General features: G+C 50.3%; 20 protein-coding genes and 1 riboswitch. Of the genes, 12 read left to right on the top strand and 8 right to left on the bottom strand.

Annotated elements, in window-relative coordinates; translation table 11 throughout:
- The first annotated feature begins 1 nt into the window (after position 1).
- The 3 genes from citX to CPY98_RS01720 are packed head-to-tail and all read left to right on the top strand — an operon-like array spanning position 2 to position 2,931.
- Entirely contained in the window at positions 2 to 556 is a 555-nt protein-coding gene (gene citX, locus CPY98_RS01730) for a citrate lyase holo-[acyl-carrier protein] synthase (protein ID WP_096386118.1), read from the top strand.
- Positions 528 to 1,436, top strand: a complete 909-nt coding sequence (gene citG, locus CPY98_RS01725; RefSeq protein ID WP_043490461.1) for a triphosphoribosyl-dephospho-CoA synthase CitG — start codon at positions 528 to 530, stop codon at positions 1,434 to 1,436. Before citX ends, citG begins: the two co-directional genes overlap by 29 nt.
- A 31-nt stretch (positions 1,437 to 1,467) precedes the next feature.
- On the top strand, positions 1,468 to 2,931 hold the full coding sequence (locus tag CPY98_RS01720; RefSeq protein ID WP_043490458.1) for an anion permease: 1,464 nt from the start codon (positions 1,468 to 1,470) through the stop codon (positions 2,929 to 2,931).
- A gap of 83 nt (positions 2,932 to 3,014) precedes the next feature.
- Here CPY98_RS01720 and CPY98_RS01715 read toward each other — a convergent pair whose 3' ends face one another.
- Entirely contained in the window at positions 3,015 to 3,380 is a 366-nt protein-coding gene (locus tag CPY98_RS01715) for a diacylglycerol kinase (protein ID WP_025802436.1), read from the bottom strand.
- A 127-nt stretch (positions 3,381 to 3,507) separates the two neighbouring features.
- On the opposite strand from CPY98_RS01715, the gene plsB reads away from it, so the two are divergent.
- A complete protein-coding gene (plsB, locus tag CPY98_RS01710) occupies positions 3,508 to 5,973 on the top strand; it encodes a glycerol-3-phosphate 1-O-acyltransferase PlsB (RefSeq protein WP_096386116.1) in 2,466 nt (821 codons plus the stop codon).
- An 89-nt stretch (positions 5,974 to 6,062) separates the two neighbouring features.
- On the opposite strand, the gene ubiA is transcribed toward plsB, so the two are convergent.
- From ubiA to malK, 5 genes are all read right to left on the bottom strand, one after another.
- Positions 6,063 to 6,932 (bottom strand): 4-hydroxybenzoate octaprenyltransferase, encoded by an 870-nt coding sequence (ubiA, locus tag CPY98_RS01705; RefSeq protein ID WP_025802440.1) that lies wholly within the window; start codon positions 6,930 to 6,932, stop codon positions 6,063 to 6,065.
- 24 nt (positions 6,933 to 6,956) lie between these two features.
- Positions 6,957 to 7,472: a chorismate lyase gene (gene ubiC / locus CPY98_RS01700; protein WP_025802442.1), complete on the bottom strand. Its 516-nt coding sequence runs from the start codon at positions 7,470 to 7,472 to the stop codon at positions 6,957 to 6,959.
- A 198-nt stretch (positions 7,473 to 7,670) separates the two neighbouring features.
- Positions 7,671 to 8,576: a maltose operon protein MalM gene (gene malM, locus CPY98_RS01695; protein WP_162622617.1), complete on the bottom strand. Its 906-nt coding sequence runs from the start codon at positions 8,574 to 8,576 to the stop codon at positions 7,671 to 7,673.
- A 132-nt stretch (positions 8,577 to 8,708) separates the two neighbouring features.
- Positions 8,709 to 10,007, bottom strand: coding sequence for a maltoporin (locus CPY98_RS01690; protein WP_130992517.1), 1,299 nt, complete (start codon positions 10,005 to 10,007; stop codon positions 8,709 to 8,711).
- 97 nt (positions 10,008 to 10,104) lie between these two features.
- Positions 10,105 to 11,214, bottom strand: coding sequence for a maltose/maltodextrin ABC transporter ATP-binding protein MalK (gene malK, locus CPY98_RS01685; protein ID WP_025802448.1), 1,110 nt, complete (start codon positions 11,212 to 11,214; stop codon positions 10,105 to 10,107).
- A 504-nt stretch (positions 11,215 to 11,718) separates the two neighbouring features.
- Between malK and malE the strand changes: the two genes are divergently transcribed.
- From malE to malG, 3 genes are all read left to right on the top strand, one after another.
- Positions 11,719 to 12,909, top strand: a complete 1,191-nt coding sequence (malE, locus tag CPY98_RS01680; RefSeq protein ID WP_025802450.1) for a maltose/maltodextrin ABC transporter substrate-binding protein MalE — start codon at positions 11,719 to 11,721, stop codon at positions 12,907 to 12,909.
- Between the two features lie 149 nt (positions 12,910 to 13,058).
- On the top strand, positions 13,059 to 14,630 hold the full coding sequence (gene malF, locus CPY98_RS01675) for a maltose ABC transporter permease MalF (RefSeq protein WP_096386108.1): 1,572 nt from the start codon (positions 13,059 to 13,061) through the stop codon (positions 14,628 to 14,630).
- 16 nt (positions 14,631 to 14,646) lie between these two features.
- Positions 14,647 to 15,537, top strand: a complete 891-nt coding sequence (malG, locus tag CPY98_RS01670; RefSeq protein WP_025802454.1) for a maltose ABC transporter permease MalG — start codon at positions 14,647 to 14,649, stop codon at positions 15,535 to 15,537.
- Between the two features lie 105 nt (positions 15,538 to 15,642).
- Here malG and psiE read toward each other — a convergent pair whose 3' ends face one another.
- Positions 15,643 to 16,050 carry a phosphate-starvation-inducible protein PsiE gene (gene psiE / locus CPY98_RS01665; protein ID WP_025802457.1) on the bottom strand — a complete coding sequence of 136 codons (408 nt, stop codon included), beginning with the start codon at positions 16,048 to 16,050 and terminating at the stop codon, positions 15,643 to 15,645.
- Between the two features lie 240 nt (positions 16,051 to 16,290).
- On the opposite strand from psiE, the gene CPY98_RS01660 reads away from it, so the two are divergent.
- Positions 16,291 to 17,538, top strand: a complete 1,248-nt coding sequence (locus CPY98_RS01660; RefSeq protein ID WP_040044755.1) for a dicarboxylate/amino acid:cation symporter — start codon at positions 16,291 to 16,293, stop codon at positions 17,536 to 17,538.
- Between the two features lie 106 nt (positions 17,539 to 17,644).
- Positions 17,645 to 18,505 carry a DNA damage-inducible protein D gene (dinD, locus tag CPY98_RS01655; protein WP_096386106.1) on the top strand — a complete coding sequence of 287 codons (861 nt, stop codon included), beginning with the start codon at positions 17,645 to 17,647 and terminating at the stop codon, positions 18,503 to 18,505.
- Positions 18,506 to 18,606: 101 nt separating this feature from the next.
- Here dinD and pgi read toward each other — a convergent pair whose 3' ends face one another.
- Entirely contained in the window at positions 18,607 to 20,256 is a 1,650-nt protein-coding gene (pgi, locus tag CPY98_RS01650; RefSeq protein WP_046448789.1) for a glucose-6-phosphate isomerase, read from the bottom strand.
- Between the two features lie 333 nt (positions 20,257 to 20,589).
- Here pgi and CPY98_RS01645 point away from each other — a divergent pair, with 333 nt between their 5' ends.
- From CPY98_RS01645 to panS, 3 genes are all read left to right on the top strand, one after another.
- Entirely contained in the window at positions 20,590 to 22,392 is a 1,803-nt protein-coding gene (locus tag CPY98_RS01645; RefSeq protein WP_096386103.1) for a sodium:proton antiporter, read from the top strand.
- A 215-nt stretch (positions 22,393 to 22,607) separates the two neighbouring features.
- A riboswitch (Lysine riboswitch) is annotated at positions 22,608 to 22,806 on the top strand.
- 117 nt (positions 22,807 to 22,923) lie between these two features.
- Complete coding sequence (lysC, locus tag CPY98_RS01640) at positions 22,924 to 24,273, top strand: lysine-sensitive aspartokinase 3 (RefSeq protein ID WP_096386101.1); 1,350 nt, start codon at positions 22,924 to 22,926, stop codon at positions 24,271 to 24,273.
- Between the two features lie 120 nt (positions 24,274 to 24,393).
- A complete protein-coding gene (gene panS, locus CPY98_RS01635; RefSeq protein ID WP_043490433.1) occupies positions 24,394 to 25,344 on the top strand; it encodes a ketopantoate/pantoate/pantothenate transporter PanS in 951 nt (316 codons plus the stop codon).
- The last annotated feature ends 223 nt before the right edge of the window (positions 25,345 to 25,567 follow it).

Raw genomic sequence — 25,567 nt, 5'->3', positions numbered from 1 at the left:
CATGTTTTACCTGCTCCCAACTTTGGCGACCAGCCACACCGTTACATTGCCGGAACTGCTATTCAGCCGTGAATGCAGGCAGTCTCGGCAGGCGGAGTGGCTGGCGCGCCATACCTCAACGCTGATCTCGTTTACCGTGGTCTCGCCCGGGCCGATTAAAGATAGCGTGATGACACGCAAAATCTTTAATCACGGTTTGAAAGCGCTGTGCCAACGCGTTGAACAATCAGGTTGGGAATTGAAGGAGCAGGCTTCTTTTGCGTTGGCGACCGGCCCTGAAGGGCTGCTCGCCATCGACGCACCGGCACGCGTGGTTAAAGAAGCCATGATCGCACTCGAACAAGAACATGTGCTTGGGCGTTTATGGGATATCGACGTATTGAATCCGCTAGGAAAAATTCTCTCTCGCCGTGACTTTTTATTACCTAGCCGAACCTGTTTGCTGTGCCAACGCGAAGCGGCCGTATGCGCACGCGAAAGAGCACACGCAATTCCCGATCTGATCACCCGCATGGAGGCATTACTGCATGATGCCGATAACGCAGCAGCCGTCTGATTCCACCGCTACCGATGAGCATTTCGTCGCCCATTGCAGCGAGCTTGCTTACCGTGCCATGTTGGCTGAGGTCAATCTCACGCCAAAGCCGGGCTTGGTCGATAGAAATAACTGCGGCGCGCATAAAGATATGGCGCTGGAAGATTTTCACCGTAGCGCATTGGCTATCCGCCAATGGTTACCACGTTTTATCGAATTTGGTGCCTGTAGCGCCAATCTTGCTGAAGCAGACGTGCTCACCGGGCTACGTCCCATTGGCATCGCCTGCGAAACTGATATGTTCCGCGCAACTTTTGGCGTGAATACACATAAAGGCAGCATTTTTTCTTTGGGGTTATTGTGCGCGGCTATCGGGCGTTTGCATCAAAGAAAAAGCGCTATCACACCTGCACTAATTTGTAGCACCGCCGCCGCTTTTTGCCGTGGGCTGACCGAACGTGAACTGCAAAATAACCATAACAATCAACAAAAAACGGCAGGACAACGGCTTTATCGGCAACTCGGCCTCACCGGCGCTCGCGGCGAAGCCGAGGCGGGCTATCCATTAGTTATTCAGCTCGCTCTGCCACACTATCAGGCTCGCCTCGCGCAGGGCACCGACCCTGAACTTGCTTTGCTCGATACGCTGTTAGTGCTGATGGCACATAACGGCGATACCAACGTAGCCTCACGCGGAGGCCAAACCGGCCTCAGTTGGCTGCAACAGCGCGCTAAGGCATTGCTGCGTCAGGGTGGCATTCGCCAGCCCTCCGATCTCAAGCACCTCCATGATTTCGACCAGGAATGCATTCAACGCAACCTCAGCGCTGGCGGCTGCGCCGACTTGCTGATTATTACCTGGTTTTTGGCTCAAATTTCGCACTTCAATTATTCACATTAAACTTTAAAAATTCCTTCTTGGAGAATCAGTTATGTCTGTTTCAAAAGATAAGATATGGAAATTAGTAGCACCGCTGCTGGTTATGGCAGTGATGCTACTTATTCCTGTTCCTGATGGTATGCCTCCGCAGGCATGGCACTATTTCGCCGTGTTTGTGGCTATGATCGTTGGGATGATTTTGGAGCCTATCCCTGCTACGGCAATCAGTTTTATCGCCGTCACTATCTGCGTTATTGGCAGCAACTATCTGCTGTTTGATGCAAAAGAGCTGGCCGATCCGGCTTTTGATGCGGGCAAACAAGCCCTGAAATGGGGTCTAGCTGGATTCTCCAGCACCACCGTGTGGTTGGTGTTTGGCGCATTCATTTTTGCTCTGGGTTATGAAGTCACCGGTCTAGGCCGTCGTATTGCGCTGTTCATGGTTAAGTTCATGGGTAAGCGAACACTTACTCTTGGTTATGCCATTGTTATCATTGATATCATGTTGGCTCCGTTCACGCCGTCTAACACTGCGCGTACCGGTGGTACCGTATTCCCAGTTATTAAGAACCTGCCACCGCTGTTCAAGTCATTCCCTAACGATCCGTCATCGCGTCGTATCGGTGGTTATTTGATGTGGATGATGGTGATCAGTACCAGTCTGAGTTCTTCTATGTTCGTGACCGGCGCTGCGCCAAACGTCTTGGGCTTGGAATTCGTGAGTAAAATCGCGGGCATTCAGATTAGCTGGCTGCAGTGGTTCCTGAGCTTCCTGCCAGTGGGCCTTATCCTGCTGATCGTGGCTCCATGGTTATCTTATGTGCTGTATAAACCAGAAGTTACGCACAGCGAAGAAGTCTCTGAGTGGGCCGGTGGCGCATTAAAAGAGATGGGACGCTTAACCAGTAAAGAGATCACCCTGATTGGTTTAGTACTGCTGAGCTTGGGTTTGTGGGTCTTCGGCGGCGATTTCATCGATGCCACTGCGGTTGGTCTGTTGGCGGTGTCATTGATGTTGGCCTTGCACGTTGTGCCTTGGAAAGACATCACGAAGTACAACAGCGCATGGAATACGTTGGTAAACCTCGCCACGTTAGTGGTTATGGCGAACGGTTTGACTCGTTCAGGCTTTATCGACTGGTTTGCTAACACCATGAGTACGCATCTGGAAGGCTTCTCGCCAAATGCGACCGTGATTGTACTGGTATTGGTGTTCTACTTCGCTCACTACCTGTTTGCCAGCCTGTCTGCACATACCGCTACCATGCTGCCTGTGATTTTAGCCGTAGGTAAAGGTATCCCAGGCGTGCCTATGGAACACCTGTGTATTCTGCTGGTACTGTCTATCGGTATCATGGGCTGCTTAACCCCATATGCGACGGGCCCTGGGGTTATCATCTACGGCTGTGGATATGTGAAATCCAAAGACTACTGGCGCTTGGGTGCTATCTTCGGTGTGATTTACATTTCCCTGCTGCTGCTGGTAGGTTGGCCGATTCTGGCTCTGTGGAGCTAAACCGCTCTGCTTGTCCTGCTAGATAATATTAAGGCCACCCAAGGGTGGCCTTAATGCATTATGAATGTAAGCACATACTCACATTACATATAGTGTCCCCACAGGATGCTGACCCAAATAAAAGCAGACAACCACAGGGCAACAAATACTGCGGCAGAGCCCATATCTTTCGCGCGTCCGGAGAGCTCGTGGAACTCAGACCCGATACGGTCAACAACGGCCTCAATCGCGCTGTTAACGATTTCTAAGATCACCACCAGCGTAACGCAGCCTATCAGCAAGATACGTTCAACAATAGAGACATCCAGCCATGCAGCAATCACCACGGCCACAATCATCAGCATCAATTCTTGGCGGAATGCAGCCTCGTGTTTCCACGCCGCTTTCAATCCCTTCACCGAGTAACCAGCGGCTTTAACAATTCGAGTCAATCCGGTAGTGCTATTCATTTTAATTCCATCAAAATTTAGAAGTCTTATGTGATTTTAGCGACTTCTCATTCACTCATCACCACAGATCTCAAACCGTGTTTCTGGTATCCTTGCGGCGAATGGCTAACAAGAGGCTTTCTGTTTTATGTCAGGTTGGCGTAAATTTTACTATAAGTTATTGAATCTACCGCTGAAGCTACTGGTTAAAAGCAAGGTAATCCCTTCTGAACCGGTGGCAGAGCTACGTTTAGACACCACCCGCCCGGTGTTGTATGTCTTACCTTATAACTCAAAAGCGGATTTATTGACCTTCCGAGATCGCTGTTTGGCTCAGGACCTGCCTGATCCACTCGACGATAACGAAATTGACGGCACTATATTGCCACGCTACGTCTTCATTGACGATGGCCCGCGCGTATTCCGTTATTACGCGCCGAAGCAAGAATCCGTCAAGCTGTTCCATGACTATCTGGATCTGCACCGCAATAACCCGTCACTGGATATCCAAATGATCCCGGTGTCGGTTATGTTTGGGCGCTCTCCGGGTCGTGAAGGCCACAGCGGAGCCCCACAGCTGCGTTTGCTTAACGGTATCCAAAAATTCTTTGCCGTTATCTGGCTAGGTCGTGACAGCTTCGTGCGTTTCTCTAACGTCGTTTCACTGCGTTATATGGCAGACGAGCACGGCACAGACCAAACTATCGCCCAGAAACTCGCACGCGTAGCGCGCATGCACTTCTCCCGTCAGCGCTTAGCCGCTGTGGGGCCAAGCCTGCCCGATCGCCAAGCGCTGTTTAATAAACTGCTCTCATCCAAAGCGATTGAGAAAGCGGTTGAGGACGAGGCGCGTACCAAAAAAATCTCCCGTGAAAAAGCCCAGCAAAATGCGGTTGCTTTGATGGAAGAAGTCGCAGCCAATTTCACCTACGAAGCGGTACGTTTATCCGATCGTGTGCTGAGCTGGACATGGAACCGTTTGTACCAAGGTATCAACGTCCATAACGCCGAGCGCGTGCGTAAATTAGCGCAGGACGGCCATGAGATTGTTTATGTTCCCTGCCACCGCAGCCACATGGACTATCTGCTGTTGTCCTACGTGCTTTATCATCAAGGCTTGGTGCCGCCGCACATCGCTGCCGGTATCAACCTGAACTTCTGGCCAGCCGGTCCGATTTTCCGCCGTTTAGGTGCGTTCTTTATTCGTCGTACCTTCAAAGGGAATAAGCTTTATTCCACCGTATTCCGTGAATACTTAGGCGAGTTGTTCAGCCGTGGTTATTCGGTTGAATACTTTATGGAAGGCGGCCGTTCACGTACGGGCCGTTTGCTTGAGCCTAAAACGGGTACGCTGGCCATGACCATTCAGGCCATGCTGCGCGGTGGTAAGCGCCCAATCACGCTGGTTCCGGTGTATATCGGCTACGAACACGTGATGGAAGTGGCTACCTACGCCAAAGAGCTGCGCGGTGCCACCAAAGAGAAAGAGAGCCTGATTCAGATGGTTCGCGGGCTGCGTAAGCTACGCAATCTGGGACAGGGTTACGTAAACTTTGGTGAGCCGATCCCGATCAACAACTGGCTGAATCAGCACGTTCCTGAATGGCGCGAATCTATCGACCCAATCGAAGCGCAGCGCCCAAGCTGGTTAACACCAACGGTTAACGCTATCGCCAATACCGTGATGGTGAACATTAATAAATCGGCTGCCGCTAACGCGATGAACCTCTGTTCAACCGCACTGTTGGCTTCTCGTCAGCGTGCGCTGACGCGTGAGCAACTGTTAGAACAGCTAGACTGCTATCTGCAGCTGTTGCGTAATGCGCCTTATGCCGAAGATGCCACCACGCCGAACCAAACCGCCGAAGAGCTGCTGAAACATGCGCTTCAGATGGATAAGTTTGAAGTGGAAAAAGACAACATCGGCGAGCTCATCATACTGCCACGTGAACAGGCAGTATTGATGACGTATTACCGCAACAACATTCAGCATATGTTGGTGCTGCCGTCGCTAATTGCCAATATGGTGATGAACCATAACAGCATCTCGCGTTCAGAGCTGCTGCGTCAGGTGGATTTACTCTACCCAATGCTGAAGGAAGAGCTGTTCTTACATAATGAGCGCAGCAACTTACCGCAGGTGCTTGAACCGATTATTACCGAGCTGTGCCGCCAGCAATTGATTTGTGCGAAGGGCGACGAGCTGGTGATGAATCCAGGCCGTATCCGCACGTTGCAGCTTTTGGCTGCTGGCGTTCGTGAAACCCTGCAACGTTATGCCATCACCTTCTCTCTGCTTAGCGCGAACCCAAGTATCAGCCGTGGTGCGCTGGAAAAAGAGAGCCGTATTATGGCGCAGCGTTTGTCGGTTCTGCACGGCATCAACGCCCCTGAATTCTTCGATAAAGCGGTGTTTGCTACCTTGGTGGGAACCTTGCGTTCCGAAGGCTACATCAACGACGTTGGTGATGCGATCCCTGAACACACCATGGAAATCTATAGCCTGCTGGTCGCGATGATAACGCCAGAGATTAAGCTGACCATTGAAAGCGTTAGCGCGCCTGAGATGGAAACCTTGCCTCCGGCCGAAGACGATAGCGACAAGAGCGAATAACGTCTCGTTAATCTCTCTTGAGTAAATAAGAAAAGGCGCCGATTGGCGCCTTTTCTATAGGTGAGAACTTGTGCTTTCAGACCCTAATGTCAGATCCAAATTGAAAGCGCAATGCCGATAAACAACACCAGTCCCGCATAGTTGTTATTCAAGAAAGCTTGGAAGCAAGGCATACGCTCACGCAGTGCAATCAGCTTCTGTTGGTGAATAAACAGCGCCCCAGCCAGTAAAACGCCCCAGTAATAAGCGCCGCTCAGCTGGTTTAAATAACCAATCCACACCATCAACAACAGCGTCGCCAGCTGTAGCAATCCAATAATTAGCTTATCGAAGCGGCCAAACAGAATCGCCGTAGACTTGATACCAATGCGGAGATCGTCGTCCCTATCCACCATCGCATACTGGGTGTCATAAGCTACCGTCCAGCAAATATTCGCCAGAAACAGCAACCAGCAACTTAGCGGCAAACTTTCGCTTACGGCGGCATACGCCATCGGGATTGACCATCCAAACGCCATACCCAGCACAACCTGTGGCAAATGGGTAAAGCGTTTCATAAAGGGATAGACCCAAGCCAGCGCAAGAGCCGCAACCGATAGCCAAATCGTCATGGCGTTAAGCGTTAACACCAGCCCAAAAGAAACCAACACCAGTGCCACAAACAGAATCTTGCTTTCTTTCTCCGTCACTGCGCCACTTGGCAGTGGGCGATGCGCCGTGCGCTTAACATGACCGTCTACACGACGATCGGCAAAGTCATTAACCACACATCCGGCGGCACGCATGAAAAAGACACCCAGCGTAAATACCACCAGCAGCTTTAGGCTCGGAATTTGACCGCCCGCTAGCCACAACGCCCAATAGGTGGGCCAAAGCAACAGCAGCGAACCAATCGGTTTATCAATTCTCATCAGGCGACAATAGGCCTGCCATTTGGTTTGAGTCACGAATCCCTCCAGTCATTCATTCCAATGATGACGACATCACAATTCATTATTAACACCATACAACGGAGACTCAGACAAAAAAAGTTCGGTTAACAACAAAGGTTTACCCGACAAACGTAAACGGCTGCGCCGTGCCCACAGTTCTCCTTGAGAACCCACCTGAATAAAATCACGCGTAAGCTCCGCAGCGCTGAACAGATAGCGCCCAAGCGGAACTGTACCTAGCGTCAACAAGGAGACCTCTTCCCCAGTCAGAGATGTTTCGGGGATCAGCGTCCGGCCAAACAACCACGGCACATTATCACCACACAGCAAAACTTCGCGTAGCCAAAAGCGCTCACAGTTTGGAAGCAGCATGGCTTCTTCGCCTAACGATTGAGCCGTGATAAAACCTTCGCGCCGTGGAACGATAGTGACTTTGTCGCAGTAGCGCTCAAAACGCGCGGTCATGGATTGGCACTCGCCCAGCCAACTATGCTGCTGCGCAGTCAAATCAACTTCATGAATGGGGTGCCAATGAGTAACGTCCAACGACGGATGACAGTCAGTCATTCCGGTGACTCCAAAACAGAATTTAGCGCCGACCCTCGCCCACGCTGAAAATGGGAGGTTCATTGTAACTCAGATTACCCGACGTAGGCAGAGCAGTAGCAATAGATGATCAATTTGGTAACAAGGAAGGAAAATACAAAACAAAAAAAGGTGCCCCGAAGGGCACCCAGTCAAAGAGCCAGCTTCCACAGCGCGGGTTTAACCCTTGCCTTTCACGCTGTGAATAAAGGTTTCACGGGCAGTGGTTGAACCAAGTTGTTCAGCTTCATTCATCAATTTCAATGCCTTATCAATATCTCCGCCTTTCACTGCATCACGGATACCTTTATTGAAATATTCGTCGGTATCTTTGAGCATTGGCTGAGCCGGTTTTGACGGCGCGGTAGCAACCGGTGCCGCTGCAGCGCCTACCACTACGGGCTGCTCTTTGGGTGCCATCGGCAAGATCCCGCCGATCATCACGTTGCCGGTATTCTGTTCTGCCTTCACCTTGATCTTGATCGTGCCCGTAGACTGATGGATCGCGATCGGATCAGGAATATTTGGCACCGCATTTCCTACACCAGCCGCATAGGCTTTCGCGGGATCAACCATTTGGGTCGTTTTGGCTAAATCCTGCGACGTGGTGTAGATCACCATATAGATCTGTTTTTGCCCTAGCGCAGGAGTCAATTTCAGTGTGCCTTCCAGACGATCGCCGCTCATCACACCCGGTTGTTGATAGCTAAAATAGCTGCTTGGGTAAAATGCCGCAGGCCGCATATTTTCATCTAAAACCATTACGCTTGGGGCATAGACCCTTTTGCCTTCCACCAAGCTGCTGATGGTAATTTCAAGTGAACCCCGATCGGCCGGTAATGCAAAAGCCCCTACCGCCCCTTGGATATCACCGACATGCAACTGCGCGCTGCTGCTGGTTAAGTTTGCCGTTTTCGTTACTGGAGGAACCAATGGCTCCCAAGGTAGCTGGTGTAACGTATTAGCAGGGATCGCCGGTGCCGTGGCAACATTCGCCGGTTGGATGGTGCCATCCGCCTGAACGCTAAGCGGCATTACGCTGAACATCGCCAAGGCTACGCTCAACGCGATGGTATTCTTTTTCATGACAGCTTTGATTTTATTATTCATTTTGCTTTTCATTATGAACCACCTTAGAGACAGCTCGGCCGCTATGGCAAGAAAGCAGCCGAGCTCAATCAAACGCGGCGGGATCGCCCCGCCGCCGTCAAACAACCGTTACCACCAAACTTCCATCTGCGCGCCGAAGGTGACTTCATCGTCATTTCCGCGGCTGAATTTGTGAGTGCTGTTATCGTTGTATGCAACACCATCGCTGTATCCGGTGTCGGTGTTGGTTGCATAGCCCCATTTCTCATCCCATTTCGCGTAGGTTGCGAACAGACGAATTGCTGGGCGTGACCAGATGCTGTCGCCAGCCTGCCACTGCTGCGCCAACGTCACTTTGTACTGGTTGTTGTTATCGCCAGTGCGCTGTGATTTCACATTGTCATAGCCGAACTCCATCAAGGTGCTCATGATTGGCGTCCATTTGTACATTGGGCGAATACCTGCGGTGTACCATGTAGTACCGTTTTTATCGTCGCGATCGATATCCTGATACATACCCACGTACATCAACGCCCACTTGTCATTGAAGTCGATACCGCCGTGATCCAGAACGCGGATCATGTGACCGTTGTTGTTGACACTAGAGCCTTCAGAATGACCTGAATTGTTTGAGGTCATAGAGTCTGTCGCGTACTGAACGACAAATTTGTTAAAGCCGCTGTAGATAGCCTGAGTATGTTCCGCGGTCAGCATGACGCCGTCTTTCGAGGCATCTTTGGCACGATGATAACCATCGGTTAGGTTAGAACGACCATAGTCAAAACCTAATTCCAGCGTACCGCCTGGGTTGGTTTCCAAACCGGCTAAACGCACGTCGTAGACGTCGTTGGCGGTGTCTTTAACTAAATCTCGCTGCTGTTGGGAGCTGAAGCTGTTTGAACCGCCGGTTTCGGTGTTACGGGTTGCGGCGATAGAGAGTTTACCGAAGCCCAGATCGATGTTTTCTAAACCTGCACCCGGACCTGAAATATCCCAGTAGTAGAAGTCGATCATATGAACGTCATGACGTTGATAGAAACGCTTACCCGCCCACAGCGTAGAGCCCGGAGCCCATTCGATGACGTTTTTAGCCTGAATATTGGCTTCACGGAAGGCAGGATCTGTCGCTTCCCAGTCATTGGTCTGCTGCACGGAGTACGCTACGTTGGTGTCAAAGTAGAAGCTCTTATCGCCGTCTTTCCATAGCTCTTGGCCCAGCTTCAATTCCGCATAAGTTTCACATTCGTTACCCAAACGGTATTTACTTTGAGCTCCCGTCGCTTTGAAACACTGCTGTTCACCGCCGCTTGCGGTCCAGCCGATACCGGAACGTGCGTAACCGTGGAAATCTACAGCCAGTGCCTGTGTTGACAGCACCGCACTCGCAACAGCCAGTGCTAAAGGTACCTTGCGCAAAGTCATCATCATTCTCCTGAAGGGGTTGCCTGACGGCATAAAGTTATAAGTGTTCTTTGTTCAACGTATGGTCTAACGTATTGTTAACTAACATCTCTCTAACCCAGAGCTAGACACCCAGCTCCTTATGCAGCCGTCGGCAAGCGACACCATCTTCTCGGAACAGATGACAGCGTTCAGGTGGCAGGCCAATGGCAAATTTTGCGCCTTCATCTACCAGCACCACATCGTTCTGGCGGTAAACAAGGTTTTGACGAATCGCGGGGATCTGAATATGAATTTGGGTTTCGTTGCCTAACTGCTCAACAACCTGAACATCCCCTTCCAAGGTGACTTCAGCATCATGGCTCGGCAGCAAATGCTCAGGACGGATCCCCAGCGAGAGGTTGCTGCCAACCTGCACATCCGTGCCTTCAACCGGCAGCCATACTAATTGGCGGTTAGGTAATTCAATCTGAACTCGCTGCGGTTCTGCGGCGGTCACTTTGACGGGTAGGAAATTCATTTTTGGCGAGCCGATAAAGCCCGCAACAAAACGGTTAGCCGGATAGTGGTAAAGTTCCAGCGGCTTGCCGATCTGCGCGACGCTACCGCCATCCAGCACCACAATTTTGTCGGCCAACGTCATGGCTTCGACCTGATCGTGGGTAACATAAATCATGGTGCGCTCTAGGCGCTTATGTAGACGGGAAATCTCAATACGCATTTGCACACGCAAAGCGGCGTCTAGGTTTGATAACGGTTCATCAAGCAGGAATACGTCGGGCTCAGCCACCAGCGTTCGGCCAATCGCAACTCGCTGACGCTGACCGCCGGATAACGCCTTAGGGCGGCGATCGAGCAAATGCGCCAGCTGTAGCACTTCAGAAACCTGATTCACCCGCTGGGTAATCTCTGCTTTTTTAGTGCCAGCGAGTTTGAGACCAAACGACATATTGTCGGCAACGGACAGATGCGGATACAGAGCATAAGACTGAAAAACCATGCCAATACCGCGCTCAGCGGGCGGCACTTCATTCATGCGCTTGCCTGCAATAAGTAGCTCACCGGAAGTGATATCTTCTAAACCCGCAATCATGCGCAGCAGTGTCGACTTACCACAGCCAGACGGCCCAACAAAAACCACAAACTCGCCGTCTTGGATTTCAAGGTTAACGTCTTTAGAAATGACGACGTCTCCGTAAGCCTTATATACGTTTCGCAGTGCTACGCTCGCCATGCGTTACTCCTGTCTGTCACTAATGAGGTCCACTAACGCGACATCTCAGCGGGCCTAATCCTTAGCCTCGCCGTTCAGCAGATGCGCCTTATCGATTGCTGCCGATAGTGCGCGTTAAGCAAAGAAGCGTAATCATCCGTAACAAAGTTTTTCATGGGGGAGGAGATAGGAGGATGAGAGAAAATAGCGTGCGGTGAAAAGTTCATACCTTTCAGTGAATTCGTGATCCTGCTTGCAAAAATAACCCTGTGATTTTGTGTCTACATCCACAGAATAGGCGGTAGTGTTAAGTAGATCACAAGAAACCCCCTTGGGGCGTAGAAGGGGGGAGGATGAGAAGCAATCTCGTGTAAAGGAGTATGGCACTGCATCAGAAATCCCCTACAAGCAGGGGCTAACAACGATTCGTACTCTACGGCTTATCTGAACCGCTTCGGCTTCCATGCTCGGTGGTACAGACATCAACTCATACCTCGACAGAAACAGAACAAGAAGGATTGGATAATGACTAAGAAATCAGGCATCAGAACCCTCGCCCTTTCGGCACTGGCGACACTGGTTCTCTCCTCTTCCGCGTTCGCTAAAATTGAAGAAGGCAAACTGGTTATCTGGATTAACGGCGATAAAGGCTATAACGGCCTGGCCGAAGTCGGTAAAAAGTTTGAGAAAGAAACCGGTATCAAAGTGCTGATTGAGCATCCAGACAAGCTGGAAGAAAAATTCCCGCAGGTCGCGGCTACCGGCGATGGCCCTGATATCATTTTTTGGGCTCATGACCGTTTCGGGGGTTATGCGCAGTCTGGCCTGTTGGCTGAAATCCATCCTTCTAAAGCCTTCCAAGAGAAGCTTTATCCATTCACGTGGGACGCCGTTCGTTTTAACGGCAAACTGATTGCTTACCCAGTGGCCGTTGAAGCGCTGTCGCTGATTTACAACAAAGACCTTCTGCCAGAGCCGCCAAAAACGTGGGAAGAAATTCCGGCACTAGACAAAGAGCTGCGCGCTAAAGGCAAAAGCGCCATCATGTGGAATCTACAAGAACCGTACTTCACATGGCCAATCATCGCAGCCGACGGCGGCTATGCCTTCAAATATGATAACGGCACCTACAACATCAAAGATGTGGGCGTGAATAATGCTGGCTCTCAGGCTGGCCTACAGTTCATCGTTGATTTGGTGAAAAACAAGCATATCAATGCAGATACCGATTACTCCATCGCTGAAGCCGCGTTCAATAAGGGGCAAACCGCGATGACCATTAACGGCCCTTGGGCGTGGTCAAACATCGATAAGAGCAACATCAACTATGGCGTTGCCCTGCTGCCAACCTTCAAAGGCCACCCATCCAAACCGTTTGTTGGCGTACTCAGCGCAGGCATCAATGCCGCTAGCCCGAATAAAGAGCTGGCCACCGAGTTCTTGGAAAACTACCTGATGACCAATGCCGGTCTGGAGCAGGTTAATAAAGATAAACCACTGGGCGCGGTTGCACTGAAGTCCTACCAAGAAACGCTGGAAAAAGATCCGAAAATCGCCGCCACCATGCAAAACGCCCAAAAAGGCGAAATCATGCCAAACATCCCGCAGATGAGCGCCTTCTGGTACGCCGAGCGCAGCGCCATTATCAACGCGGTAAATGGTCGTCAGAGTGTGAAAGAAGCCTTAACCGGCGCAGAACAACGTATCGCCAAATAAGTTCATCAGTAAATGACTCCACCCTAACCCTCCTCTTCACTGAGGAGGGGTTTGCTCAGCGATCTCGGTATGGGCTGGATAGGGTCTGAACATCGAAATTTAAGTTGTCCGTAACCGCCTCCGGCGTAAGAGAAATGAGGGAGAGTTTGATGTCGTTATCCCATACAGAATATCCAATCGCGAAGCCGGATAAATGGTGGCAGAGTGACATACTAAAATGGATCGTTATCGCCGCCATGTGCCTGTTTACGGGCTATCTCACCATTGTGATGTACGCACAGGGCGAGTACCTGTTTGCCATGCTGACGCTGGTTTTGCTTGGGTCAGGACTCTACATTTTTGCCAATCGCAAAGCCTATGCGTGGCGCTATGTCTATCCGGGCCTTGCGGGAATGGGGTTATTCGTACTCTTTCCCCTTATCTGCACCATCGCCATCGCATTCACCAATTACAGCAGCACTAACCAGCTCACCTTTGAACGCGCACAGTCGGTGTTAATGCAGCGTCAATTCACCACGGGTAAAACTTACGGCTTTGGCCTTTACCCCGTAGGCGATCGGTGGCGCTTACAGCTAGCCAATCCCGAAAACGATCGGCTTTACATCTCAGATCCTTTTAGCTTCAGCGCTCAAGAACAGCGCTTAACCATGAAACCAGAAAGCGTCGAACAGACGGGCGATCGCGCTACGCTGCGGGTGATTACTCAAAACCGTCAGGCCTTAAATAACATCGTGGCAGTTTTGCCCGAAAGCAGTGAATTGCGCATGAGTTCCCTGCGTCAGTTCGCCGGAACCAGCCCGCTATATACTCTTGAGCAAGACGGTGAAACCCTCAAAAACAATCAAACGGGCACCGTCTATCGTCCGAATACCGACGTAGGATTCTATCAAGCGGTGAATGCACAAGGGCAATGGGAAAATGAACAGCTCAGCCCTGGATTCACCGTTTCTATTGGCTGGAAAAACTTTTTACGCGTGGTACAGGATGAAGGTATCCGCCAGCCGTTCGTCAGCATCTTTATCTGGACCATTATCTTCTCGGTCTTAACCGTGGTGTTCACCGTTGCCGTCGGCATGGTGCTGGCATGTGTGGTTCAGTGGGAAGCGTTAAAAGGTAAGGCGCTGTATCGCGTGATGCTCATTCTGCCTTATGCCGTACCGTCGTTTATTTCCATACTGATCTTTAAGGGGTTGTTCAACCAAAGCTTCGGTGAAATCAACATGATGCTCAGCCATCTGTTCGGTATTAAACCCGCTTGGTTTAGCGATCCGCTCACCGCCAAAAGCATGATTCTGATCGTCAATACCTGGCTCGGCTATCCGTACATGATGATCTTGTGCATGGGCTTGCTCAAAGCCATTCCAGACGATTTGTACGAAGCCTCGGCGATGGACGGCGCTGGCCCAATGCAGAACTTTTTCCGCATCACGCTGCCATTGCTGATCAAGCCGTTAACACCGCTGATGATTGCCAGTTTTGCCTTCAATTTTAATAACTTTGTTTTGATACAGCTATTAACCAACGGCGGTCCAGATATGCTCGGGACCTCTACACCGGCAGGCTATACCGATTTGCTGGTGAGCTATACCTATCGCATCGCGTTTGAAGGCGGCGGTGGACAAGACTTTGGTTTAGCGGCAGCGATTGCCACACTGATTTTCCTGTTGGTTGGCGCGTTGGCGATACTGAATCTGAAAGCCAGCAAAATGAATTTCGACTAAGGAGAGGGACCACAACATGGCTATGGTTCAACCGAAATCCCAGCGTTTACGCCTGCTGTTTACACATCTGATGCTGCTGGCTTTTATCTGTACCATCATGTTTCCGCTGCTGATGGTCATCGCTATCTCGCTGCGCTCTGGTAACTTTGCGACCGGCAGCCTTATTCCCGAGAATATTTCTTGGGAACACTGGCAGTTGGCGTTGGGAATGAGCGTGACTAACGCAGATGGCAGCGTCACTCCGCCACCGTTCCCGGTTCTTTTATGGCTATGGAACTCGATTAAAATCGCCGTGGTTACGGCAATAGGCATTGTGACGCTTTCCACCACTTGTGCTTATGCTTTTGCGCGCATGAAATTCAAAGGCAAAAGCTCGCTGCTGAAAGGCATGCTGATATTCCAAATGTTCCCAGCCGTGCTGTCGCTAGTGGCGCTGTATGCGCTCTTTGATCGTATCGGCCAGTATGTGCCGTTCCTGGGTCTTAATACCCACGGCGGCGTAATTTTCGCTTATATGGGTGGGATTGCGTTGCATGTTTGGACGATTAAGGGCTATTTCGAAACTATCGATAACTCGTTAGAAGAGGCCGCAGCTCTTGATGGCGCTACACCTTGGCAGGCTTTCCGCTTGGTGCTTTTACCGTTGTCGGTACCTATTTTGGCGGTGGTCTTCATCTTGTCATTTATTGCCGCAATTACCGAAGTGCCGGTGGCGTCTCTGCTCTTGCGCGATGTGAATAGCTATACGTTGGCCGTCGGCATGCAGCAATACCTTAATCCGCAAAACTATCTGTGGGGTGACTTTGCCGCTGCGGCGGTGCTGTCTGCTATTCCAATTACTGCCGTATTCTTGCTAGCTCAGCGCTGGCTGGTGGGCGGACTCACGTCCGGCGGTGTGAAAGGGTAATGCGTTAAAACCTGTGTCTTTGTTGTGCCATTGCAGTTATTCGATCCCGTTATCGCTAAAGCGATAACGACTTTGGCGGCCTATTGGCCGCCTTTTCTTTTCGCCTTATTCTCGTTTGAGCTTTTCTGTATTCGCTAAAAATAGCGCCACCACAAGAACCAAAATGGCCGCCGAATAAATCAGCGTATCGGCTGGATTTTTGTGGTCGACAATAATCAAACGGATGATTGCGGTAATACCGATGTAGATAAAATAACGTAAGGGAAAGTGATATCCCGACTGAAAATACTTCACGATAAGCGCAATGAACTCGAAGTAAAGGAAGTAGATAACAATCCCTTCAATGAGCAGATATGAGGATGCGGTTTCGCTGGCGTTAAACAGCACCGTTCCTAGCGTGAAGGTTTCTTTCGCTAAGAACACCACTAAAATCACGGCCAGCATTAACAGACCAGCATTCAAAATCCACTGCAAAATCTTCGCGATAGCGCTCGCTTGTTTGGTTCCTGGCATCGATGTTCCTCTGTGCCGTTAATCATTTTATGTGATCAAGTTAACAAAATGGCTATTTTGTCGTCTATCCCCAAACCAAAATAAATCTGTAAATCCTCAGATAGAAACTTAACGGCCCTCACATTTCGCGACATTTTTTTGCTAATCGTTTTACTATGTCGTCCGGCCAACCTTCGCCTGATCGCGAATGATTACTGCAGCTTATGCCAGGGTGTTCTAACGATTGAGAAATAAAATAATATGAAAATACTACGTCATTATGGTTTTACTATTTGCTTGCTGCTAGGGATTATCCTCGGCGGGCTATCCGGTATCGTTTTCGGAGAAAAGGCCGCAATTGTGCAGCCGATCGGGGATCTTTTCCTTAATCTGATGTTTGTCGTCATTGTGCCGCTGGTGTTTCTCAGCATTTCGTCTTCTATCGCTGAAATGAAACAGATGGCGCGTCTGGGCAAGATTATGGGAACGGTTTTTGCCGTATTTCTAAGCACCGCGCTCATTGCCGCCGTTATCGCCTTCATCGGTACCCAGATTTATAACCCATTCCAAAACGTCGACGTCAGTACGCTGATTGCACATTTGCCACCTGCGCCGGATTCACACGGCAAAAGCCTCGGTGAAATCATCGTAAATACCTTTACCGTGCCTGATTTCCTGCAGCTGTTTACCAAATCTAGCCTGCTGCCGCTGATCGTGTTCTCCGTGTTGTTAGGATTAGCTACCTCGATGTCAGGGGAAAAAGGTCAGCCAATCGCCAACTTTCTGACCTCAGGCACCGTCGTTATTCTTCGCATGGTGAAAATCATCATGTACGCCGCACCGGTTGGCTTAGGCTGCTACTTTGCCGCTACGGTTGGTCATTTAGGGCCGCAGATTATCAATGGCTATCTGAATGCTTTCCTGCTTTACCTCATCCTGACCGTGATCTACTTTTTTGGTGCAAACACGCTGTATGCCTTTGTTGCAGGTGGAAAACTGGGCGTTAAAGTCTTTTGGTCTAACGTACTGACGCCAGCGATTACCGCCGTCGCCACCTCATCCAGCGCTGCCTGTATTCCAGCAAACCTGATTGCGACTAAAAAGATGGGCGTCCCCCATGATATCGCCGAAACCGTCATCCCTTTGGGTGCCAACACGCATAAAGATGGCTCGGTAATCGGCGGCATCATCAAAATCGTATTCCTCTTTACGCTATTCCATAAAGATATGAGCGATCCGATGAATATCGCGGCCATCATCAGCGTCGCATTCCTCGTCGGTGCCGTCATGGGCGCGATCCCAAGCGGCGGGATGACCGGTGAATTGATGATCTGCTCGGTGTTTGGTTTCTCACCTGAGTTAGTCGGCACCATCATGATTATCAGCACCATCATCGACGTTCCCGCAACGCTGTTGAATTCCACAGGAAATACCGTCTGCGCCATGATGGTGACGCGATTTGTGGAAGGGAAGGATTGGTTGAAGCGCAAAGCCTGTATGCAAGGTTAAATACCCTGCGATACGCTTCGCAAAGCTAGCGAAACGCCGTGGAAGTCCCCCTCTGAACAAGGGATAACGCCCATCTTTGGACGTTACTTATTTAGAGGGATTTTCCATGGCATTAGATAAAAAGCTTCAGATGTTACAGCAACATTTCGATTCACTCGCACAACGCACTGATTCTGATGGTATCGAGTTTTGGTTCGCGCGCGACCTTCAGCCTCATCTGGGCTATGCCCGTTGGGAAAACTTCCAAACCGCCATCATCAGATCCATTGAAGCCTGCCGTTTATCTGGCTTCAAAGAACTCGACCATTTTCGTGGCGTCACGAAAATGGTTCTGCTGGGCAGCGGCGCGGAACGGGCGGTTGAAGACCTTATTCTGACACGTTACGCCTGCTATCTGATTGCTCAGAATGGCGATCCACGTAAGCCGGAAATTGCCTTTGCTCAGAGTTACTTTGCCGTACAAACTCGCAAACAAGAGCTTATCGAAGATCGTATGCGCTTATACGAACGCTTAGAGGCAAGAGATCGATTGAAAGAGTCAGAGAAGGCGCTGTCGCAGAATATTTATGAGCGCGGTATTGATGATGCCGGTTTCTCTCGCATTCGCTCTCGAGGTGACGCCGCACTATTTGGTGGGCATACCACTCAAGATATGAAAGACCGGTACGGAATTGTGAAAAACCGCCCATTAGCCGATTTTCTTCCCACTCTGACTATTGCCGCTAAAAATCTAGCGACCGAGATGACCAATTATAACGTGCAGCAAATTGACCTTCACGGTGAGCAGCCCATCACGTCAGAGCACGAACAAAATAATATCAGCGTGCGGGACATGTTGGGATCAAGGCATATAAAACCAGAGGAATTGCCTGCTGAAGAGGATCTTAAGAAACTCCAGCGCCGAGTCAAAGCTCAGGACAAAAAGCTAGGCTCAAAGGGATTACAAACACCCGTCACTAAAAAATAGAGACCATTTTCGTGGCGCCACGAAAATGGTCTAGCTCACCCAACAAAAACGCCACCATTAAGGGTGGCGTTTTTTATGTTTTAACTTAAAGAGTTAACCAACTATGCGCGCCAGTTTTTAAAGCGGTTAATCAACGCATTGGTTGAACTATCGTGGCTATTTACCTCTTCACTACCACTCAACTCAGGCAAGATACGGTTCGCAAGTTGTTTACCGAGTTCTACGCCCCATTGGTCAAAGGTGAAGATATTCAGAATTGCGCCCTGAGTGAAGATTTTGTGTTCGTACAAGGCGATTAACAGGCCCAAGCTGTATGGCGTGATTTCACGCAGCAGAATGGAGTTCGTTGGGCGGTTACCTTCAAACACCTTAAACGGTACGATGTGCGCCACTTCTGCCGCGGTTTTACCGGCTTTCGCAAACTCTTCTTCCACTTCTTCACGTGATTTACCGAACGCAAGCGCTTCAGTTTGAGCAAAGAAGTTAGACAGCAGTTTGCTGTGGTGATCGCCTAACGCATTGTGGCTAATCGCCGGAGCAATAAAGTCACAAGGAACCAGTTTAGTTCCCTGATGAATCAGCTGATAGAACGCATGCTGGCCGTTCGTACCGGGTTCACCCCAAATGATTGGGCCAGTCTGGTAAGAAACTGGGTTACCGTTACGATCCACATATTTACCGTTAGATTCCATATTTCCTTGTTGGAAATAAGCTGGGAAACGGTGCATATATTGGTCATATGGAAGAATCGCTTCGGTTTCTGCACCGAAGAAATTGTTATACCAGATGCCAATTAGGGCGAGCTGTACCGGCAGATTTTTTTCGATTGGCGTATTGGCAAAATGTTGGTCCATGGCATGAGCGCCGCTCAACAGTTGTTCGAAATTATCGAAACCAATGCTTAAGGCAATAGACAGACCGATGGCAGACCACAGCGAGTAACGACCGCCGACCCAGTCCCAGAACTCAAACATGTTGGCGGTATCAATACCAAATTCACCCACCGCTTTGCCATTGGTAGAAAGCGCGGCAAAATGCTTCGCCACGTGTGCTTCATCACCGGCCGACTTCAGGAACCAATCACGCGCGCTGTGGGCGTTCGTCATGGTTTCTTGTGTCGTGAATGTTTTAGACGCAACAAGGAACAGCGTGGTTTCTGGGTTTAAGGTTTTCAACGTTTCGGCAATATGGGTACCATCGACGTTAGAAACAAAGTGCATTCCCAGATGGTTTTTGTATGGTTTCAGCGCTTCGGTCACCATGTATGGGCCTAAGTCTGAACCACCGATACCAATGTTCACCACGTCAGTAATAGTTTTACCGGTATAGCCTTTCCACTCACCGCCAATAACGCGTTCGCAGAACTGTTTCATCTTAGCCAGCACCGCATTCACTTCAGGCATAACATCTTTGCCATCCACGATAATTGGCGTGTTGCTGCGGTTACGCAGAGCAATATGCAGAACGGCACGGTCTTCGGTACGGTTAATCTTTTCGCCCGCAAACATGGAGGCAATCGCCCCCTGCAAATCCGTTTCTTTGGCTAATGCCTGCAGCTTTTCGAGGGTCTCTGTGGTGATGCGGTTTTTAGAGAAATCGACCAGCATCTGGTCATCAAAGGTAGCAGAGAACTTAGAGAAGCGGTCGGCATCTTGAGCGAACAGATCGCGCATCTGCACAGATTTCATTTGCTCGAAATGCTGCTGCAGCGCATGCCAGGCAGCGGTTTGACTAGGATTGATATTTTTCATAGCGACGCCTTTATGCTTGAGAATAAAAGAAAGTTTGTTCTTCAGACATGTGTTCTTCTGAACATAGAGACTAACAAGCAACCAAACCCGGCGTTTCCATGAAAACTGGAATGACGACGAGCAGGTACTGAGTCATCTTTTCCCAACGATTTACCAAATTGTATCCTTTTCCCCTCGGGTTGCGATCACTTTTGTTGCGATAGTTGAAAACTGTTAACCCCTTTTGCCACCTGATACTGACTCCTTTCAGCCAAACACCTACGCCCCGCCATATTGTTGCTAAACTGTCATGATAACCAACTGTTTTTGTTAATCGTTTCTAAGGTTTATATTATGGAGCTATCAACCCCCTTAATGCTGGTGATTATCGGCATTAGTTCACTCGCGGCTCAGTGGTTAGCTTGGCGGCTACGAATCCCTGCAATTTTACCGTTGCTTATCATGGGTATAGCACTTGGTCCGCTCGCACATGTGGTCAATCCGGATGATCTCTTTGGCGAACTGCTTTTTCCACTCGTCTCTCTCTCAGTCGCTATCATCTTATTTGAAGGTTCGCTAACGCTACGCTTTGAGGAAATTCGCGGGCTTGGCGGCGTTGTTCGCAATTTGGTCAGCATCGGTATGCTCGTGACCTTCGCCATCATTTCCGTTTCATGTTGGTGGCTGCTCGGCTTTTCCGCTGAGCTCTCTGCGCTAGTGGGAGCGGTGACGGTTGTGACGGGGCCAACCGTCATTGCACCGCTAATGCGCGTGGTTCGCCCCAAGGCAAGTATAAACCGCGTATTGAGATGGGAAGGGATTGTCATTGATCCTGTCGGCGCTATTTTCACCGTACTGGTATTTGAGTTTATCGTTCTGCACCAGAATTCCGAGGCATGGACTCACCTGTTTGTCACCTTTGGCAAAACAGTGGTGCTCGGCCTACTGATTGGCGCACTATTTGGCTACGTGCTCGGCGTAGCCTTACGCAAGGTGTGGATCCCTCGCTATCTGCAAAATCTGGCCGTATTAGCGGTTATGCTCAGTGCTTTTGGGTTTTCAAACGCGGTTGCAGAAGAATCCGGCTTATTGGCCGTTACCGTCATGGGGATTTGGCTGGCCAACATGCGTGACGTCGATATCAGCGACATTCTGGCGTTTAAAGAAGAGCTTTCGGCCATTTTAATTTCAGCGCTGTTTATCATTTTGGCGGCGCGTCTTGATGTCGATGCGCTTTGGAATATGGGATGGCCGCTGGTCATCGTGTTGCTGATTGTGCAGTTTATTGCTCGCCCGCTGTGTATCGCCGTTTCAACCGCAGGTTCATCGTTGAAGTGGCGGGAAAAAGCGCTGCTGTCTTGGATTGCACCACGCGGGATTGTCGCCGCCGCCGTGAGTTCTTTGTTTGCGCTAACGCTACAACGAATGAATTACCCTGAAGCAGATAAACTCGTCACGGTGGTTTTTGCGGTCATTATTGGTACGGTGGTGCTGCAAAGCCTCACCAGCTCACGTCTGGCGCGTTGGTTAGGCGTTCAACAACAAAAGCCGCGAGGCGTACTGATTATCGGGGCCAACAGCGTTGCACGTGCGGTCGCACAGGCGCTAATTAAGCTGAAAATTCCGGTGATGGTGACAGACAGCAGTTGGGAATACTATCGTCAGGCACGTATGGACGGCATTCCCGCCTATTACGGTCACGCTTACTCTGAACACGCAGAAAACTATCTCGATCTCAGCGATACGGCTCAGGTGCTGGCCCTATCACCAAACCGGCATCAAAACGCGCTTGCGGTTTATCACTTCGGGCACATTTTTGGCGAACGAAAAGTGTTTTCCATTCGTTCCAGCGCACAACTCAAAGGCCGCAGCAACGGCGAAAGCAGCCGTTTCCGTCGCCATGAGATTTTGTTTAATCGCGAAGCGACCTATTCACGCCTGAGTACCTTGCTAGGTAAAGGTGCTGTGATTAAGGCGACCAAACTTAACGAAAATTTTGGCTGGGTCGAATATCTGGAAAAACATCAGGGAGTGATCCCTCTGTTCGCTCAAAAAGAAGATGGTTCTTTACAACCGGTGAATGAAAATAGCGTTCCAGCGATGCCATGTACGCTGGTTGCCTTGGTTCAGGGCGATTCGCTCACCACGCCAAACTAACATTTTATTAGCATGGCTTATCAGCTCACCGGTAGGCCATGCGCACGGCTAATAACAGAGTCATTCGCTATTAAATTATATTATTCAAGAAGATATAACTTAACATTCGCCGTTGTAACTTATTCCCGTTCAAATTGAAAATCGCTCATGTTAATGACATTGACATAACTTCAATAAGTCGCTATTTCTAAAAACCTACTTGTACATCACGTGTACAAGCCAGAAGAGGCGCGTTGCTCAGGTAGCGTATCAGAGGAGCCGGTTTCCATTGACGATACGCGAGGGGGTGTGACGCCGAGGCGCAGCAGCCCACCGGAGAAACTGCTACGTCGGCTACAAGGGCTGAATCCCTTGGGCTGTCACCTCGATTCTCTGTATTCCGGGGGATCGGCAAGGTGAGGCGCTTCTGGGTGTATCGTAGCTTTAATCCCTACGTCTGCTCCCGTATACCGCTCTCTCCTTGTGCCAAGGTAATGGAATTTTTAGCCCGATTAAGTGAATTAACGCGGGCTTCCCTGACACGAGGCTTACATGAAAAATACCATCGTCGCAAAATTTGGCGGCACCAGCGTGGCTAACGCTGACGCGATGCAAAACAGTGCCAATATTGTTCTTTCCAATCCGAACGTGCGCGTGGTGGTGTTATCTGCCTCTGCGGGCGTCACCAATTTACTGGTAGAACTGGCTGACGGCTGCGATCAGGAGAAGCGTCATTACGTCATCGACGAAATACGTCGCATTCAGTACAACATCCTCGATACGTTGCATCAGCCAAACGTGCTGCGCGATGAAATTGACCGCATGCTGGAAAATATCACCATGCTGTCAGAAGCCGCTGCGCTGGCTACCTCGCCAGCCTTGACCGACGAATTAGTTAGCCATGGTGAACTGATGTCCACCCTGCTGTTCGTCGAGCTCCTTCGCCAGCGTGACGTCAATGCCGAATGGTTTGATGTACGTAAAATCATGCGTACTAACGATCGCTTTGGCCGCGCAGAACCAGACACCCATGCGCTGTACGAATTAGCACAACAGCAGTTGGTGCCACGGACACAAGAAGCGATCATCATTACTCAAGGTTTTATCGGTAGCGAAGCCAAAGGCCGTACAACCACCCTTGGCCGCGGTGGCAGCGACTATACCGCAGCACTGCTTGGTGAAGCGCTGAATGCCGCACGCGTTGATATCTGGACGGATGTTCCGGGTATCTACACTACCGACCCACGCATCGTGCCCGCCGCTCGCCGTATCAGCGAAATCGGTTTTTCTGAAGCGGCGGAGATGGCGACTTTCGGCGCTAAAGTTTTACATCCGGCAACCTTATTGCCTGCGGTGCGTAGCGATATCCCTGTCTTCGTCGGCTCCAGCAAAGATCCTTCTGCTGGCGGAACTTTAGTGTGCAACAAAACAGAACAGCCACCGCTGTTTCGCGCTCTTGCACTGCGCCGCAAGCAAACCTTGATGACGCTGCACAGCCTAAACATGCTTCACGCCCGAGGCTTCTTGGCTGAAGTATTCGGCATTCTGGCGCGTCACAATATTTCCGTGGACTTAATCACCACATCTGAAGTCAGCATTGCGCTAACGCTGGATACCACCGGTTCTTGCACCAGCGGAGCAAGCTTATTAACCACATCGCTATTAACCGAACTGTCTTCTCTATGCCGCGTAGAAGTGGAAGAGAATCTGGCGCTGGTAGCATTGATTGGTAACAAACTCTCCTCAGCCTGTGGGGTTGGCAAAGAGGTGTTTGGCGTCATGGAGCCGTTCAATATTCGCATGATTTGCTACGGTGCCAGCAGCCATAACCTTTGCTTCCTCGTTCCCGGCGAAAATGCCGAGCATGTCGTGCGCGCACTCCACAGCAACCTCTTCGAGTAACCTCTCTCCGCCGCTCCGGCCTTCCCGCCGCGCTCTGCGGCGGGGACATTAGATATCCGTTCCACATGCTAAAAAAATAACGAATAACACACATCACAACACCATAAAAAAGGCCTAATTATGCTGGCAACGTTCACTCGTCTATTTCCTCTGTGGGCAGTTCTGCTGTCCATCACAGCTTATTTCACGCCAACTACCTTTACCGGTATTGGTCCCTACGTAAGCCCCTTGTTAATGCTCATCATGTTTACGATGGGTGTGACGCTAAAAATTGATGATTTCAAACGCGTTCTCTCTCGCCCTGCGCCTGTTGCTGCAGGGATTTTCCTGCATTATCTGGTGATGCCACTCGCCGCATTCTTGCTTGCCAAAGCTTTCCATATGTCACCAGATCTCTCAGCAGGCATGGTACTCGTCGGCAGCGTGGCCAGCGGCACCGCGTCCAATGTCATGATCTATCTGGCTCGTGGAGATGTTGCGCTTTCCGTGACCATTTCATCGTTCTCAACGCTCGTCGGCGTTTTCGCTACCCCGTTGCTTACACGCTTATATGTCGATGCCACCATCAGCGTGGATATCATGGGAATGCTCATCAGCATCTTACAAATCGTGGTTATTCCGATTGCCGCAGGCTTAGCCATTCACCATATGTTTAGCAAGTTGGTCGCACGCGTCGAGCCTTATCTACCGGCTCTTTCGATGCTTTGCATTTTAGCCATCATCAGCGCCGTGGTTGCGGGTAGTCAAAGCCACATCGCATCTGTCGGGTTAATGGTTATTGTTGCGGTTATTTTGCATAACGGGATCGGCTTACTCAGTGGCTATTGGGGTGGACGCCTGTTCGGCTTCGATGAATCTACCTGTCGCACGTTGGCGATTGAAGTCGGTATGCAAAACTCTGGTTTAGCCGCCACGTTAGGGAAAATCTACTTCTCTCCGCTGGCTGCGTTACCCGGCGCTTTGTTCTCTGTTTGGCACAACCTGTCTGGTTCCCTATTGGCTGGATACTGGCAGGGACGTCCGACGGGGGATGAAAAGGAGAGCAGAAAAGAGGCACCATCAGAAAGTTGAGTACCCTGTCCGGCACATTGCCGTACAGCCGAATGAGTCATGTAGGTTAGGATTCGCCGACAGGGATGTCGGCGAAAGAACGGAGGAGCCAGGATGGCGATTGCCGTTCGTTCCGTTAAGACCGAAATGGCGAATGAGGGGACCTGCGTAGCAGGCTGGAAGGTGGTGCCAAGCCGGGTTGTTAGGGGGCGGTGATTGGCCCCCTAACACGAACGCTGATGCG

It is taken from the genome of Hafnia sp. CBA7124 (assembly GCF_002355555.1).
GTDB lineage: Bacteria > Pseudomonadota > Gammaproteobacteria > Enterobacterales > Enterobacteriaceae > Hafnia > Hafnia alvei.
The sequence above is the reverse complement of the archived record's forward strand: the minus strand, read 5'-3'. Positions and strand labels throughout refer to the sequence as shown.